We start from the raw sequence: 15,942 nt of genomic DNA, 5'->3' as shown, positions 1-15,942 counted from the left end.
GGGTTGAAGCTTCTTGCGGTCATTGATGGCTACCGGAGAAGGAATGGAATGCCGACACTGAAGGCCTTCCTCCTCCACTCCCGCCTCAAGCGATCGGACAAACCATGACCTCGAACACTGCATCCCTCTCCCCCGTGCTGGCCGGCAAGGTCGCCTTCGTCACCGGCGGCTCGCGCGGCATCGGCGCCGCCATCGTGCGCCGGCTGGCGCGCGACGGCGCGGCCGTGGCCTTCAGCTACAGCAACGCGCAGGCCGCGGCCGACGAGCTCGTGCGTACGCTCGAAGCCGAAGGCGGCCGCGCACTGGCCCTGAAGATCGACAGCGCCGACGCCGATGCGCTCAAGGCCGGCATCGACCGGGCCGCGAAGCACTTCGGCGGGCGCATCGACATCCTGGTGAACAGCGCCGGCGTGCTGCACCTGGGCCCGATCGAGCAGTTCAGCCTGGCCGACTTCGACCGCACGCTCGCGGTCAACGTGCGCGCCGTGTTCGTCGCGATCCAGGCCGCGCTGGCGCACATGGGCACGGGCGGGCGCATCGTCAACATCGGCAGCACCAACGCCGAGCGCATGCCATTCGCGGGCGGCAGCGTCTATGCGATGAGCAAGTCGGCGCTGACCGGCCTGGTGCAGGGCCTGGCGCGCGACCTGGGCCCGCGCGGCATCACGGTCAACAACGTGCAGCCCGGCCCGGTCGACACCGAGATGAACCCGGCCGACGGCCCGATGGCCGCGACCATGCACGGCTTCATGGCCCTGGCCCGCCACGGCCATGCCGACGAGATCGCCGGCATGGTGGCCTACCTGGCCAGCCCCGAGGCGGCCTTCGTGACCGGTGCCGGCCTGAACATCGACGGCGGCTTCGCGGCCTGAGTGCCCGGCGCGGAGTTCAGCCGGCGGCTGGTGCGTCCGCCAACCCCGCCAGGCCGGTGGCCAGATGCGCGGCCAGCGCGCGGGCCGCGGGCTTGGCCGCGCGCCCGGCGGGAAACACGGCATGCAGGTCGACGGGGGCCATGCGCCAGCCTTCGAGCACCCGCGTCAGCGCGCCGCTTTCGAGTTCGGCGCGGCAGCCCAGGATGGCGGTGGAGGTGATGCCCAGGCCCGCGACCGCGGCCGCCACCGCGCCTTCGTTGATCGAGATGCCGAGCTGGCCTTCCACCCTGACGGACAGGGCGCGTCCGTCGCGCTCGAAGTGCCAGTGCACGCCGCTCGGCCCCGCGATCACCGCATGCCCGGCCAGGTCGTCCGGCACGCGCGGCGCACCGGCGCGCGCCAGGTAGGCCGGCGAGGCCACCAGCACGCGTTCGAAGGCACAGAGCCGGCGCGCGGTGGCGCTGGAGTCGGGCAGGGCGCCGAAGCGCAGCGCCACGTCGGCGCCCGCGCTCACCAGGTCCTGGTACTGGTCGCTCATGAGCAGCTCGATGCGCAACGCCGGGTGCAGGGCCATGAAGGCCGGCAGCCGCGGTATCGCCTCGCGCACCGCGAAGCTCGACGACAGCGCCACCCGCAGCACGCCGCGCAACTCGCCCGTGCCGCGCGCGGCGTAATCGGCCTCTTCCAGCGCCGCGAGGATCGGCTCGACGCGCGCAAGGTAATCGGCCCCGGCCTCCGTCAGCGTGAGCGCGCGCGTGGTGCGCGTCAGCAGGCCCGCGCCCACCTCCTGCTCGAGCGCGGCGATCACGCGCGAGACGGAGGGCTGCGACAGGCCGAGTTCGCGCCCCGCGCGCGAAAAGCTGCCGGCGCGGGCCACGCGCACAAACAGCTTCAAGGCACCCAGCCGGTCGGTCATGGCGTCCGATTCATGCAATTCATGGATGGATCTTAGTCATTGAGGCCTGCTACCGCTCGTGTGTCGAATGAAAGACAGTGAGGTCACGGTGCCGCTTCCGGTGCCGGCCTCACTGGAGATCCACCATGTCATTGCCCGAAAAACTCGCCGCCTTCCGCGCCAACTTCGAAGCCGGCGGCCCGCCGCGCAACGCGCCCGCGTGGATCCACGAGGTGATGCACCGCGCCACGGCCGAACTCGTGGCTTCCGGCGCGGCCGAGCGTGCGCTCCAGGCCGGCGACACCGCGCCCGCCTTCACGCTGCAGGACGCCGACGGTGTGGCGCATGCATCCACCGACCTGCTGGCACGCGGCCCGCTGGTGCTGACCTTCTACCGCGGCGTGTGGTGCCCGTACTGCAACATGGACCTGCAGGCCTTGCAGGAGGCGCTGCCGGCCCTGCGCGAGCGCGGTGCCGGGCTGGCCGCGGTGTCGCCGCAGACGCCGGCCAACAGCCGCAAGTCGGCGCGCGACAACCAGCTGGAATTCCCGATCCTCTCGGACCCCGGCAACGCGGTGGCGGCCGCCTTCGGCCTGCGCTTCAGGCTGCCTGACGACCTGATCGCGCTCTACCGCGACACGCTGAAGAAGGACCTGGCCGTGATCAACGACGAGCCGAGCTGGACGTTGCCGATGCCGGCGCGCTACGTGATCGCGCCCGACGGCGTCATCGCCTATGCCGAGGTCAACCCCGACTACACGCGCCGGCCCGATCCCTCGGAGCTGCTGCCGGTGCTGGATCGCCTGCAGCGCGGCGTCGCGGCCTGACGGGTCCGCGCGCGGGAACCGGCGCGGCCCTCAGCCGAGCAGCTTTTTCGCGGCGGCCGTGATCGCCTCGGCCGTGACGCGCGACTGCGTCTCCAGCACCTGCGCATAGCCCACCGGGATGCGCGGTGCGCCCAGCCGCGCGATGCGGCAGCCCGTGGCCTCGGCCGCGGTGGCCGCGATCTCGGCGCCGAAGCCCGCGGCCTGCACCGCCTCGTGCACCACCAGCAGGCGGCCGGTGCGCGCGCACGAGGACAGCACCGTCTCGCGGTCCCAGGGCCAGAGCGTGCGCAGGTCGATCAGCTCGACGGCGAGGCCTTCGGCGGCCAGCGCATCGCAGGCCGCGGCACAGGCCTGCAACTGCTTGCCCCAGCTCACCAGCGTGAGCGCATCGCCCTGGCGCAGGCAGGCCGCCTTGCCCAGCGGCACGGCCAGCGTCTCGTCGACCGGCCCGCGCGCGCCCCACAGCGCCTTGTGCTCGATGTAGACGACAGGGTCGCCGCATTGCAGGGCCGCGCGCAGCAGGCTGTAGTTGTCCTGCGGCGTCGACGGGCTCACCACCACCAGGCCCGGCATGTGCGCGAACCAGGCTTCGAGCGACTGCGAATGCTGCGCGGCCGAGGCGTCCCAGATGCCGCCGGGCATGCGCGCCACCAGCGGCACGCGGCCCTGGCCGCCGAACATGAAGCGGTTCTTCGCGGCCTGGTTGACCAGCTCGTCCATGCCGCACAGCGCGAAGTCGACCACGCGCATCTCGACCACCGGGCGCAGGCCCGCCAGCGCCATGCCCACACCGGCGCCCATGATCGCGGCCTCGCTGATCGGCGTGTCGATCACGCGCTGGTCGCCGAAGCGCTGCTGCAGCCCCTTGTACTGGCCGAAGATGCCGCCGCGGCCCACGTCCTCGCCCAGCACCACCACCTTCGGGTCGGCCTCCATCTCGCGCTGCACCGCCAGCACCGCGGCCTCGGCGTAGCTCATGTCCGTCGTCGTCGTCATCGTCGTGTCGTTCAGTGCCATTGACCGGCTCCCGTGGTCTGGATGTCGGTGAAGGCGGCGCCGGCCTCGGGCCAGGGCGCGGCGGCCGCGGCCGCGAGCGCGGCCTCGACTTCGGCATGGGCCTCGGCCTCGATGGCGTCGAGCAGCGCGGCGGCCGTGCCCGCCTGCAGGCAACGGGCGCGGGCCTGGGCGATCGGGTCGGTCTCGAGCGCCGCGGCCAGTTCGGCCGGGTCGCGGTAGGCGGCCGGATCGACCGACACATGGCCCTTCACGCGGTAGGTCAGCGCGTGCAGCAGGCGCGGCCCGCTGCCGCTGCGCACCTGGTCGACCAGCCGGGCCGCGGCCGCATGCACCGCGAACACGTCGTTGCCGTCGACCTGCGTGGCCGCGATGCCCAGCGCCTCGGCGCGCACCGAGGCGCCGTCGCCCGCAGTCATCGGGCCGCTGGCCGTCGTCGCGCTCCAGCGGTTGTCCTCGCAGACGAAGAGCACCGGCAGGCTGTAGACCTGCGCCCAGTTGAGCGCTTCGAGGAAGGGCCCGCGGTTGATCGCGCCGTCGCCGAAGAAGCAGACGGTGATCGCGTCCTGCTTCTGGATCTTCTGCGCATGCGCCGCGCCGACCGCGATCGGCAGGCCGGCCGCCACCACGCCGTTGGCGCCCAGCATGCCGACCGAGAAATCGGCGATGTGCATCGAGCCGCCCTTGCCGCCGTTGAAGCCGGTGGCCTTGCCGAACAGCTCGGCCATCATGCGGCCCAGGTCGGCGCCCTTGGCCAGCGTGTGGCCGTGGCCGCGGTGGGTCGAGGTCAGGTAGTCGGCGGCCTTCAGGTGCGCGCACACGCCGGCCGGCACGGCCTCCTGGCCGGTCGACAGGTGCAGCGGCCCGCGCACGCGCACCGTGCCGGTCGCCTGCTGGCCATAGGCGCTCACGCCGCCCTGGCTCGCGATCTCGGCGGCGTTCTCGAAGGCGCGGATGCGCAGCATCGTGCGGTAGAGCGCCTGCGCGCGTTCCGCCGGGGGGAAGTTCAAATCCATGTCGTCTTGTCTCCAGCGCGCCGGTTCTTTTTTGACGCGTCCCGGTGATCGTAACGAAGGCTGCGCCGGCGGCGCTGAGGGCTAACCTCCAGACGGCGGCTTCTCGGTACCCGGGCTGCGTCGCAGTTGCCGGTACAGCGTGCCCCGCGACACGCCCAGCTGGCGCGCGGCCTGCGAGATGTTGCCGCCCTGCGCCTGGAGCGTGTCCTCGATCAGCTTGCGGTGCTGCGCGCGCAGCGTCTCGGCCGTGGCCGTGGCCGATGGCGGGGTGGCGGCAGGCGGCGCGGGCGCCACGACCGCGGGCGGCGCGTCGGCCACCGTGGCCGGCGCACGCCCGACCACCACCGCATGCCGGAAGTCGGTGCCGTGCGACGACGGCAGCGCAGCCTGCAGCCACACGCCGAGCCCGCTCGGCAGGCGCAGCGCCAGCGCCGCCGTGCTGCGGCCCACGCGCAGCAGGCTGGCCAGGTCGTGGCCCAGCACCTGTTCGACGGCGCGCTCCGCCGCCGCCGCGGGCAGGCTGCCCAGCAGGCGCGCGGCGGCATCGTTGAGCCAGCGCACATGGCCATCGGACGACACCCCCGCCAGCGCTTCCAGCGGCGTGCCCAGCAGCGTCGGGTGGGCCTGGAAGCGCAGCACCAGCTGCTCGCGCGACTGTGCCTGCATCAGGCGGTTCTCGATGGTCGTCGCATACAGGCCGACCATCGCCGCCGCATCGAAGCCGAAGTGCCGTTGCTCCGCCGTGAGGTCGAGCACGCCGGCCAGCCGCCCGTGCACGTCGCGGATCGGGGCCGCCGCGCACTGCATGCTGTGCAGCACGTCGAAGAAGTGCTCGGCGCCGTCGACCGTGCAGGCCTTGCCGGTCCGGGCCACGATGCCTGGCGCGGTGGTGCCCACGACGCCCTCGGCGATGTTCACGCCCACGCGCGAGGTGGCGTGCAGCACGGGCTGGCGCGCGGCGGCGGGATGGTGCGTGGCATGCAGCACCACGCCGTCGCGGTCGGTCAGGAGCACCCGGCAGTCGGTCCCCGCGAGCGTGCCTTCCATCGCGAGCAGGTCGGGGCCGGCCGCGTCGATCAGCGCCCGGTTGCGTTGCACCACCGATTGCCGGCGGCTGGGCGTGACCGGGTCGAAGGGCACGATCCGCTTGGGATCGCGGTGCAGGCGGCTGCAGCGCAGCCACGACTGGATGACCTCCTCGCCCACCAGGCCCGAGGGCCGGATGCCTTGCTCGAAGAACTGATGGCGCGCCAGCGCGGTCCGCTGGGCGACCGTGCGGGGGAAGAGTTCGCGAGGAATGGCGTCTGACGGGAGCGTTCGGTGAGCCATGGGTGCTGCCTGCAGGGCGCAAATGCAAGCTGTCGACTGTGTTCCGCAATGGAACAGTCGCGGGACCGGGAAATCCCGAGGGTGAACAAAGTGCGCCGAAGGAACATCCTTCGCGCAAGAACAACAGGAGACGACACGATGAGAAGAATCACCGGCGCCATCGCGCTCGGCGCATGGTTGTGCGCGGGCCATGTCTTTCCCGCGCACGCGCAGCCCGCCGCCAAGGGCTCGACCGCCCACCTGCAGGCCACCGCGGCCAAGGTCGACGGCAACTTCATCCGGCAGAACGCCGCCAAGACACCCGACTGGCCCAGCCACGGACTCGACTACGCCGAGACCCGCTTCAGCCGGCTCGACCAGATCAGCAGCGCGAACGTCAAGGGCCTGGGCCTGGTGTGGTCCTACGACCTCGAGTCGACGCGCGGCGTGGAAGCCACGCCGCTGGTGGTCGACGGCGTGATGTACGTCACCGCCTCCTGGAGCGTGGTGCATGCCATCGACGTGCGCACCGGCCGCCGGCTCTGGAGCTTCGACCCGCAGGTCGACAAGTCCAAGGGCTTCCGCGGCTGCTGCGACGTGGTGAACCGCGGCGTGGCGCTCTACCAGGGCAAGGTCTACGTGGCGGCCTACGACGGCCGGCTGATCGCGCTCGACGCGGCCACGGGCCAGAAGGCCTGGGAGAAGAACACCATCGAGGGCCAGAAGGGCAGCTACACCATCACCGGCGCACCGCGCGTGTTCAAGGGCAAGGTGATCATCGGCAACGGCGGCGCCGAGTACGGCGTGCGCGGCTACGTCACGGCCTACGACGCGAAGACCGGCGACCAGAAATGGCGCTGGTTCGTGGTGCCGGGCGATCCGTCCAAGCCCTTCGAGGATGCCTCGATGGCCAAGGCCGCCAAGACCTGGGACCCTTCGGCCAAGTACTGGGAAGCGGGCGGTGGCGGCACCGCCTGGGACAGCTTCGCCTTCGACCCCGAGCTCAACCTGATGTACGTGGGCACCGGCAACGGCTCGCCCTGGTCGCACAAGGCGCGCAGCCCGAAGGGCGGCGACAACCTCTATCTGGGCTCGGTGGTGGCGCTCGACCCCGACACCGGCAAGTACAAGTGGCACTACCAGGAGACGCCGGGCGACAACTGGGACTACACCTCGACCCAGTCGATGATCCTGGCCGACCTCAAGGTCGACGGCAAGCCGCGCAAGGTGCTGCTGCATGCGCCGAAGAACGGCTTCTTCTTCGTGATCGATCGCACCAACGGCAAGTTCGTGTCGGCCAAGAACTTCACCGAGGTCAACTGGGCCACGGGCTACGACAAGAACGGGCGCCCGATCGAACTGGCCGCCGCGCGCGACGGCAGCAAGCCCTACGACGCGATCCCCGGCCCCTTCGGCGCGCACAACTGGCATCCGATGTCCTTCAATCCGCAGACCGGCCTGGCCTACCTGCCCGCGCAGCACGTGCCGCTCAACCTGATGGACGACAAGGACTGGAAGTTCGACGAGGACAAGCCCGGCCGCCCGCATGCCGCGCTGGGCTGGAACACCGCCAAGTTCGCCAACGCCGAGGCGCCCAAGAGCAAGCCCTTCGGCCGGCTGGTGGCCTGGGACCCGGTGGCGCAGAAGGAGGCCTGGGGCGTGGACTACGCATCGCCCTGGAACGGCGGCACGCTCACCACCGCCGGCAACCTGGTGTTCCAGGGCACGGCCGACGGCCGGCTGGTGGCCTACGACGCCAAGGACGGCACCAAGCTCTGGGAATCGCCCACCGGCACCGGCGTGGTGGCCGCACCCGCGACCTACATGGTCGATGGCAAGCAGTACGTGTCGGTGGCCGTGGGCTGGGGCGGCGTCTATGGCCTGGCCCAGCGCGCCACCGAACGGCAGGGCCCGGGCACGGTCTACACCTTCGCGGTCGGCGGCACGGCCAAGATGCCGGAGTTCGTGCAGTACCGCATGGACAAGCTGGTGCAGGGCGTGAAGTACGACCCGGCCAAGGTGCAGGCGGGCACGATGCTCTATGTCGCCAACTGCGTGTTCTGCCACGGCGTGCCGGGCGTGGACCGCGGCGGCAACATCCCCAACCTCGGCTATATGGACCCGGCCTACATCGAGAACCTCGACAAGTTCGTGCTCAAGGGGCCGGCCATGGCACGCGGCATGCCCGACTTCACGGGCAAGCTCAGCAACGACGACATCGACAGCCTCAAGGCCTTCATCCAGGGCACGGCCGACGCGATCCGGCCGAAGTGAAGTGAAGCGGGGCCGGGCCGCTCAGCCCGCGAGCTGCAGCTCGTGGATCAGGCCGGCCACGTTGCCCACCTCCAGCTTGTCGTAGATCGACTGGATGTGGTTGCGCACCGTGGCCGGCGAGCGGCTCAGGAGGGCGGCGATGTCCTTGTGCGTGTCGCCGCGCGCCAGCAGCTCGGCGACCGTGCGCTCGCGCGGCGTGAGGCCGTCGGCGCGACAGCGCGGGCGGATGCCGAGGAACAGCAGGCGCTGTTCGAGCCGGTACGTCAGCGCCACATGCCGGCCCAGGTAGGCCGCCTGCACCGTCATGAAGTGTTCGAGCAACGCAGGCGGCAGCGCCTGGCGCGGCCAGCCCGTGAACTCCTCCTGCATCAGCGCGACGAAGCGCACGTCGCAGTGGTAGATCGCGCCCTTCAGGTCGGCGATCGCCGAACCGTGGCCGGGCGCATCGGCATTCGGTGAGCGCGTCCGGTCCAGGTGCATCACGCGGTTGAGCGCCAGCGCCTGCATGAGGTGCGGCGACAGGCTGGCCAGCAGGCCTTCTTCCTCGGGCCTGCAATGCGCCTCCGGGTCGACGCGGAACAGCGAGACCCATTGCATGAAGTTGGACCGCGGGTCACTGTCCACGGTGATGAAGATGTTGTTCTGCTCATGGCGCTGCAGGAAATCCAGCAGCGGCGCGTCCTTCGGTGCATTGAACCAGCGCGCCGAGTTGAAACCCCTGGTGTCATGCCCCTTGTCGAAGAGGCTCGCTGCCGCGGAGTCAAGGTGCTTGTGGTGCTCGTACTCGGCCATCATTTCAGGGGTCTTCTGGTGCAGGTGCAGCGTGTGCACGTCGATGCCCTCGGCGGCGGTGGTCGCCGTGCCCCACATCGATGCGTCGAAGGGCAGCACCGGCTTGATGAGGTCGAGCGCCGCGTCCTGGAAGACATGGATCGGCAGTTCGTGCGAGAGCCGGTACAGCTGCAGGAGCAGCGTGCTGAAGTCATGCGGGACGGGCCGGTTCATCGCCCCAGTGTTCCCGTCACGGCGGACGGGCGCATCCCTTGTTCGGGGGATCTTGCGGCGCGCACTTTCCGCCTCTTTTCTTTGAATTTCGCACTCTGTTCCGGCGTTCGAAGAATGGTGCATTTGCATCATTTGTTTTGGGAAAAGTGAAAGTTATTGTTTGCGGGCCCCGGTGCTGCCGGCCTCTCAACCTTCTTTCCAAGAGCTGCTCCATGACCCTTTCCGCCCGGACGATTCCTTGTGCCCTGTCTGTTCTTGTCCTTGCCTTGTTGACGGCGTGCGGCGGTGGGGGCGGCAGCGATGCGTCCAGTGCGCCGCCCGTGAGCGGCGGCGATCCGCCCGCCGCGGCCACGACCCTCACGGGCACCGTCGCAACCGGCGCGCCCTTCGCCGATGCCGCGCTCACGGTGTTCGACCGTGACGGCAAGCCGGTCTGCGAGGTGCGCACCACGCCCGAGGGCGGCTACACCTGCACGCTGGCCGCCGGCACCCAGGCGCCGCTGGTGATCCAGGCCGTGCGTGGCGACCAGACGCTCTACAGCATCACCGCCAGCGCCGCGACCGGTACCACCAACGTCACGCCGCTGACGACCATCGTCGCGGCGCAGCTGGCGCCGCAGGGCGATCCGTCGAAGCTGGCCGGTGCGGCCGGCACGGTCACCGCCGCCGCGATCAGCGAACAGGTGGCGAAGCTCATCGCCGCGCTGCAGCCGCTGCTGACCGCGCTCAACACCACCTTCGACCCGATGAGCGGCGTGTTCAAGGCCGACGGCACGGGCCAGGACCGCGTGCTCGACACGATCAACGTGTCGGTGCGGCCCGACGGCAGCGCCGCGAGCATCGAGGTCACCGTCAAGGCGTTGCCGGCCGATGATGCAAGTGCGCCGCTGTCCATCGTGTTCCGCAGCGACGATGCGAGCATCACGCCCCTGCCAGCGATCAGCGACACGGCGCTGGTCACGCCGCCCACGCCGGCGATGGTGCAGGCGCTGCTCGACCGGATCAACGCCTGCTACGCGCTGCCGTTGAACCAGCGCGTCAACAGCACGATCCAGCCCGACGGCAATGCCTACGGGGGCGCCTCGAACGTTGTCGCGCCGGCCTGCCGCACGCTGTTCGTGGGCGACGACCCGGCCAACTTCGTCTCGGCCGGTGCTCCCGTGGGTCGGGTCGCCAGCGGCGCGCGCCGCTCGTTCGAGAGCCTGTTCCGCGCCGGCCCGACCAACATCAAATACGACCGCGGCAACTTCGAGTTCTTCCATCCCAACGGCGAGATCCTGTTCACCCACCGCTGGACCGACGTGTTGGGCAACACCGACAACGATTTCTTCAACGCCAGGATCGTGGACGGGGCATTGAAGCTCACGCCCACCGTCTATCCCTACCGCGCCTTCGTGCGGCCGCAGAGCGAGAAGCGCGATTACCTGAAGCACCAGAACCTCAACTACCACTCGGTGGGCTACACCGTCACGGTCGACAACCTGCGAGATGGCGAGGGCGCCCCGCTGTTCAAGAAGGTCGTGGTCACGACGCCCTCGCTGCCTGAGCGCGAAGTGGTGCTGATCCCGAAGGCCGGCTCGAGCACACTGGTCATCACGCGGGACGGCACGGGTGCAACGGCCCTGAACACGTCGACACTGCGCCTTGCGTCACGCTTCGTGGACCCGGCCCAGGGCGGCAGCCCGAGTGCGGTGGAGACCGGCTCGTACTTCGCCAGCCCGGCCTACACGGAGGCGCAGATCCGTGCGATTCCCGAGCAGTCGGTGTGGAAGCTGGAGTTCTTCCATGCCAACACGGCCACGCCCAACCAGGTCCAGTACGTGCGTACCGTCTCCCGTGCACCCACGCTCGCCGAGGCCGTGCAGACGCCAACCGTCGAGCTGGTCCCTGCCATGCGGGCCGACCTGCTGGCGGCCAGCCAGGCCAGCGCGCGCGGGATCGTCTTCGGCTATGCGGACCCGGTGGCTCACGAGGCGAACAACATCGACTTCATCGCGCCGGGCAACGCCGACGCCTGGGTGGTGCCCGAGGGCGCGCTCGCCCCGACATCGCTGACTGCCGTCGGTCGTGCCGCCGGCGATGACGGCGCCCGCTTCAGCGACTCCGCGACCGTGCGCAACACGGCGCGCAAGACCGTCGTCTATTGCCAGCCGGTAGCGTCGACCGATACGCACTGCGCGCCGGTCAACGGCATCTACACGCAATACAACACGGGCACCACGGTGAGCACCTTCTCCTTCCTGTCGCGCACCGCCCGCCAGGGCGACGTGCGCAAGAACTTCGAAGTCTGGACCGTCGCGCAGCCCTGATCTCCCGCTGTCACCACCATTGAAAAAGCCGCCGGTCCCGAAGGGCCGGCGGCTTTGTCTGTTCAAGCGAAGCGCGAGATCAGTCTGCGTACACGCCCGCGGCCTTGATCACCGGGCCGAAGCGCGCGACTTCCGCCTGCACGAACTTCTTGTGCTCGGCCGGCTCCACGCGCTTGTCCGTCACCACCACCGCACCCAGGCCCTCTTCCTTCTTGATGAAGTCCGGGTCCTTGAGCGCCACCTTGACCGCGTCGTTGAGCTTCTTGAGCACCGCCGGCGGCGTGCCCTTGGGCGCGTACAGCCCGTGCCAGATCGTGACCTGGAAGTTCTTCATGCCCGACTCGTCCAGCGTCGGGATGTCCTTCAAGGCCGGCGTCGTCAGCCGCTTGAGCGTGGTCACCGCGTACGGCTTGACCTTCTTCGCCTCGATCTGGCTCGTGGTGTTGGTCGTCTGGTCGCACAGCAGGTCGATCTGGCCGCCCAGCAGGTCGGCGATGGCAGGCGCCGTGCCCTTGTACGGCACGGTGGTCATTTCCGCCTTCAGCTCGCTCTGGAACAGCAGGCCACACAGGTGCGAGGCCGAGCCGATGCCCGCGTTGCCCAGGTTCACCTTGCCCGGGTTCTTGCCGATCCACTCGCGCAGTTCCTTGAAGTTGTTGGCTTCGAGCTGCGGCTTGCCGATCACGGTCATGGGCACGTCGTTGATCAGGCCCAGGTACTCGAAGTCGGTCTCGTAGTTGTAGGGCAGCTTGCGGTAGAGCACCGGCGTGGTGGCCATGCCCACGTGCGTGAGCAGCAGCGTGTAGCCGTCGGCCTTGGCACGTGCGACCTTGGCGTTGCCGATGGTGCTGCCCGCGCCGGCGGCGTTGTCGATCACGATGCTCACGCCGTCCAGCGGCTTGCGCATGGCTTCGGCCAGGTCGCGCGCCACGCGGTCGGTCGGGCCGCCGGCTGCGAAGGGCACCACGATCGTGATGACCTTGCCGTCCGGAAAGTTCTGGGCGAAGGCCCCTGCTGAGACGGTGGCGGCAATGGCGGCCATTGCGAACAGTTTCTTCATGAAAAGCACTCCGGAGGGTTCAAAGGGCGCGATCTTACGGGCTGATACGTGTTGGGTTCATCCCGGAATGCCCTTAGAAATAACCCCTATTTTTTGGGGTGGCAGCGCCCGGATCGCGTGCGCACAGGGGGACCGGACGTGGCGCTTTCGGCGCCCGGCGCAGGGCGTTGGCCGACACCGCCGAGGCCCTGCGCTGGCCAGCATGGGCCGCATCGTGCCAACCCAGGAGTCCGCCGCATGGCCAAGTCCGCCGCCACCCCCACCCGTTCCCTCGTCGCGCGCCAGCGCGCCATCCAGCGCAGCCAGGATGCGCGCGACCGCGCCGCCCCCGCGTCGCGCAAGAAGACCCGCGCGGTGCAGGCCGGCGACCGGGCGCAGCCCGACACGCTGCCGGGCCAGCACCTGGCCAAGCCCGGCCGCGAGAAGGACATGGCGCTGCGCCCGCGCTACACCGCACCCGGCTACAGCGGCAGCGGCAAGCTGGCCGGCTTCGCCTCCATCGTGACCGGCGGCGACTCGGGCATCGGCCGCGCCGTGGCCGTGCTGTTCGCACGCGAAGGCGCCGATGTGGCGATCGTCTACCTGGACGAAGACGCCGATGCGAAGGAAACGCAGGCCGCGGTCGAGGCCGAGGGGCGGCGCTGCCTGCTGATCCGCGGCGACGTGCGGCGCACGGCGTTCTGCGAACGCGCGGTGGCGCGCACCGTGAAGGCCTTCGGCCGGCTCGACGTGCTGGTCAACAACGCGGCCTTCCAGATGCATGCCGAGCAGCTGGAGGACATCGACGACGCGCGCATCGACCTCACGCTGCAGACCAACATCGGCGGCTACCTGCGCATGGCGCGCGCCGCGCTGCCGCACATGAAGAACGGCGCATCGATCGTCAACACCGGCTCGCGCACCGGGCTGCAGGGCAGCCGCAACCTGATCGACTACTCGGCCACCAAGGGCGCGATCCATGCGTTCACCAAGGCGCTGGCGTTGAACGTGATCGACCGCGGCATCCGCGTCAACGCGGTCGCGCCCGGGCCGGTGTGGACGCCGCTCAACCCGGCCGACAAGAAGCCCGCCGACGTGCGCAAGTTCGGCAAGGAGACCGACTTCAAGCGCGTGGCCCAGCCCGAGGAGCTGTCGCCGGCCTATGTGTTCCTGGCCTCGCCGGTGTGCGCGGGCTACATCACGGGCATCGTGCTGCCGGTGACGGGCAGCGTGGCGGCGATCTGAGCACGGGCCGGTGAACAGGCCCTACTTGTAGCTGCGGGCGTCCTCGATCACCTTGCCGTCGTTGGGCAGCGAGCCCGGCGCGACCACCTCGACCGTGCAGCGCAGCTTGGTCACGTCGCGCATCGCCTCGGCGATCTGTGCGGCCATGTCGGCCGAAGCCGCTTCCACCTTGAGCGTCATGCGGTCGTCGGCCATCTCGCCCTCGACCACCAGGCGGGCCCGCAGCACGTCCGGGAAGCGCCTGAGCACGGTCGCGACCTGGCCCGGGTGCACGAACATGCCGCGCACCTTGGTGGTCTGGTCGGCCCGGCCCATCCAGCCCTTGATGCGGGTGTTGGTGCGGCCCGTGGGGCAGTGGCCCGGCAGCACGGCCGAGAGGTCGCCGGTGCCGAAGCGCACCAGCGGGTAGTCGCGGTTGAAGGTGGTCACCACCACCTCGCCGACCTCGCCCTCGGGCACCGGGTCGCCGGTGCCGGGACGCACGATCTCGAGGATCACGCCTTCGTCGAGCACCAAGCCTTCGCGGGCGCCGGTCTCGTAGGCGATCAGGCCCAGGTCGGCCGTGGCGTAGCACTGCTTGCCGTCGATGCCGCGCTCGGCCAGCCAGTCGCGCAGGCTGGGCGGGAAGGCCTCGCCCGACAGCAGCGCCTTGGTCAGGCTGGGCAGCGCCACGTTCATGGCGGCCGCCTTCTCCAGCAGGATGCGCAGGAAGCTGGGCGTGCCGATGTAGCCGTCGGGCCGCAGCTCGGCCATGGCCTCGACCTGCTGCTCGCTCTGGCCGGTGCCGCCCGGGAACACCGTGCAGCCCAGCGCATGCGCGCCGTTCTCCAGGATCGCCCCGGCCGGCGTCATGTGGTAGCTGAAGCTGTTGTGCAGCAGCTCGCCGCTGCGAAAGCCCGCGGCATGCAGCGCGCGCGCGGTGCGCCAGTAGTCGCGGGTCGCACCCTCGGGCTCGTAGATGGTGCCGGGGCTGGCAAACACGCGCAGCATGGCCGGGCCGCGCGCGATCGCGCTGAAGCCGCCGAAGGGGTCGCTCGCGCGCAGCTGCTTCTGCCGCTCCAGCAGCTCGGACTTGCGGATCACGGGCAGTTTCGCCAGCGCCTCGCGGCTCGTGACCTGGGTGGCGTCGACGCCTTTGAGCAGCGTGGCGAAAGCAGGCGCCGCGGCCTGCGCGTGCGCGATCTGGCGGGGCAGGGCGGCCAGCAGGGCGGCCTCGCGCTGGGCGGGGTCGCGGGCTTCGAGTGCGTCGTAGAAATCAGTCATGGATTCGGTTCCGTCGCGCGCTCATGCCAACCAGCGTTTGCGGCGCTTGTAGCTCTTGACGTCCTTGAAGCTCTTGCGGTCGGCGCCGCCGACGCCGAGGTAGAACTCCTTGACGTCCTCGTTCTCGCGCAGGCTCTGGGCCTCGCCGTCCATCACGATGCGGCCGTTCTCGAGGATGTAGCCGTAGTCGGCGAAGCGCAGCGCCATGTTGGTGTTCTGCTCGGCCAGCAGGAAGGTCACGCGCTCCTTCTCGTTCAGGTCCTTCACGATCGCGAACACTTCCTCGACGATCTGCGGCGCCAGCCCCATCGAGGGCTCGTCGAGCAGCACCATGGTGGGGTTGGCCATCAGCGCGCGGCCGATGGCGCACATCTGCTGTTCGCCGCCCGAGGTGTAGGCCGCCTGCGAGGCGCGCCGGGTCTTCAGGCGCGGGAAGTAGGCGTAGACCTTCTCCAGCGTCTCGGCGATCGCGGCCTTGCCGTCGGTGCGCGTGTAGGCGCCGGTCAGGAGGTTGTCCTCGATGCTCAGGTGGGCGAAGCAGTGGCGGCCCTCCATCACCTGGATCAGGCCGCGCTGCACCAGCGCCGCGGGCGACAGCGCCTCGATGCGCTCGCCGCGCAGCTCGATCGTGCCCTTGGTCACCGCGCCGCGTTCGCCCGCGAGCAGGTTCGACACCGCGCGCAGCGTGGTGGTCTTGCCCGCGCCGTTGCCGCCGAGCAGCGCCACGATGCCGCCTTCGGGCACGGTCAGCGACACGCCCTTGAGCACCAGGATCACGTGGTTGTAGATGACCTCGATGCCGTTGACGTTGAGAAGGATGTTGGGTTCGCTCATGGTGGTGTCCGAAGCATGTGGAAGGCGGGCCTGCGCGCGCC

Annotated in this window: 13 protein-coding genes; 5 read left to right on the top strand and 8 right to left on the bottom strand. The window is 70.0% G+C overall.

The annotated features are described in order from the left end of the window. Positions 1-104 precede the first annotated feature (104 nt). Positions 105-872: an SDR family oxidoreductase gene (locus K0H49_RS08655; RefSeq protein WP_219211168.1), complete on the top strand. Its 768-nt coding sequence runs from the start codon at positions 105-107 to the stop codon at positions 870-872. A gap of 16 nt (positions 873-888) precedes the next feature. Here the strand turns inward: K0H49_RS08655 and K0H49_RS08650 are convergent, their stop codons facing one another. Continuing rightward, on the bottom strand, positions 889-1,806 hold the full coding sequence (locus K0H49_RS08650) for a LysR family transcriptional regulator (protein ID WP_257624637.1): 918 nt from the start codon (positions 1,804-1,806) through the stop codon (positions 889-891). A gap of 107 nt (positions 1,807-1,913) precedes the next feature. Here K0H49_RS08650 and K0H49_RS08645 point away from each other — a divergent pair, with 107 nt between their 5' ends. Then, positions 1,914-2,594 carry a peroxiredoxin-like family protein gene (locus tag K0H49_RS08645; RefSeq protein ID WP_219211167.1) on the top strand — a complete coding sequence of 227 codons (681 nt, stop codon included), beginning with the start codon at positions 1,914-1,916 and terminating at the stop codon, positions 2,592-2,594. Positions 2,595-2,624: 30 nt separating this feature from the next. Here the strand turns inward: K0H49_RS08645 and K0H49_RS08640 are convergent, their stop codons facing one another. The 3 genes from K0H49_RS08640 to K0H49_RS08630 all read right to left on the bottom strand — a co-directional run bounded on the left by K0H49_RS08640 (position 2,625) and on the right by K0H49_RS08630 (position 5,953). Beyond that, entirely contained in the window at positions 2,625-3,611 is a 987-nt protein-coding gene (locus K0H49_RS08640; protein WP_257624636.1) for an alpha-ketoacid dehydrogenase subunit beta, read from the bottom strand. Then, positions 3,602-4,624 (bottom strand): thiamine pyrophosphate-dependent dehydrogenase E1 component subunit alpha, encoded by a 1,023-nt coding sequence (locus K0H49_RS08635; RefSeq protein WP_257624635.1) that lies wholly within the window; start codon positions 4,622-4,624, stop codon positions 3,602-3,604. Before K0H49_RS08635 ends, K0H49_RS08640 begins: the two co-directional genes overlap by 10 nt. Positions 4,625-4,705: 81 nt before the next feature. Next, a complete protein-coding gene (locus K0H49_RS08630; protein WP_219211166.1) occupies positions 4,706-5,953 on the bottom strand; it encodes a helix-turn-helix domain-containing protein in 1,248 nt (415 codons plus the stop codon). A gap of 138 nt (positions 5,954-6,091) precedes the next feature. On the opposite strand from K0H49_RS08630, the gene K0H49_RS08625 reads away from it, so the two are divergent. Further along, positions 6,092-8,206, top strand: coding sequence for a PQQ-dependent dehydrogenase, methanol/ethanol family (locus K0H49_RS08625; RefSeq protein WP_219211165.1), 2,115 nt, complete (start codon positions 6,092-6,094; stop codon positions 8,204-8,206). Positions 8,207-8,227: 21 nt separating this feature from the next. On the opposite strand, the gene K0H49_RS08620 is transcribed toward K0H49_RS08625, so the two are convergent. Further along, on the bottom strand, positions 8,228-9,211 hold the full coding sequence (locus K0H49_RS08620; RefSeq protein ID WP_219211163.1) for a helix-turn-helix transcriptional regulator: 984 nt from the start codon (positions 9,209-9,211) through the stop codon (positions 8,228-8,230). Between the two features lie 320 nt (positions 9,212-9,531). On the opposite strand from K0H49_RS08620, the gene K0H49_RS08615 reads away from it, so the two are divergent. After that, on the top strand, positions 9,532-11,520 hold the full coding sequence (locus K0H49_RS08615; protein WP_374122322.1) for a carboxypeptidase-like regulatory domain-containing protein: 1,989 nt from the start codon (positions 9,532-9,534) through the stop codon (positions 11,518-11,520). Positions 11,521-11,599: 79 nt separating this feature from the next. Here K0H49_RS08615 and K0H49_RS08610 read toward each other — a convergent pair whose 3' ends face one another. Beyond that, positions 11,600-12,580, bottom strand: a complete 981-nt coding sequence (locus K0H49_RS08610; protein WP_183027965.1) for a tripartite tricarboxylate transporter substrate-binding protein — start codon at positions 12,578-12,580, stop codon at positions 11,600-11,602. 237 nt (positions 12,581-12,817) lie between these two features. On the opposite strand from K0H49_RS08610, the gene K0H49_RS08605 reads away from it, so the two are divergent. After that, a complete protein-coding gene (locus tag K0H49_RS08605) occupies positions 12,818-13,804 on the top strand; it encodes an SDR family oxidoreductase (RefSeq protein WP_219211159.1) in 987 nt (328 codons plus the stop codon). Between the two features lie 21 nt (positions 13,805-13,825). Here K0H49_RS08605 and K0H49_RS08600 read toward each other — a convergent pair whose 3' ends face one another. Further along, the gene (locus tag K0H49_RS08600) at positions 13,826-15,067 is read right to left on the bottom strand and encodes a phenylacetate--CoA ligase family protein (protein WP_219211157.1); all 1,242 of its coding nucleotides are present in this window, start codon (positions 15,065-15,067) and stop codon (positions 13,826-13,828) included. A gap of 21 nt (positions 15,068-15,088) precedes the next feature. Further along, the gene (locus K0H49_RS08595; RefSeq protein WP_219211155.1) at positions 15,089-15,901 is read right to left on the bottom strand and encodes an ABC transporter ATP-binding protein; all 813 of its coding nucleotides are present in this window, start codon (positions 15,899-15,901) and stop codon (positions 15,089-15,091) included. Between the last annotated feature and the right edge of the window lie 41 nt (positions 15,902-15,942).

Origin of the sequence: Variovorax boronicumulans (assembly GCF_019352895.1) — a bacterium.
GTDB lineage: Bacteria > Pseudomonadota > Gammaproteobacteria > Burkholderiales > Burkholderiaceae_C > Variovorax > Variovorax boronicumulans_A.
Note: the sequence above shows the minus strand (reverse complement) of the source record. Positions and strands in the feature narration are given on the sequence as shown.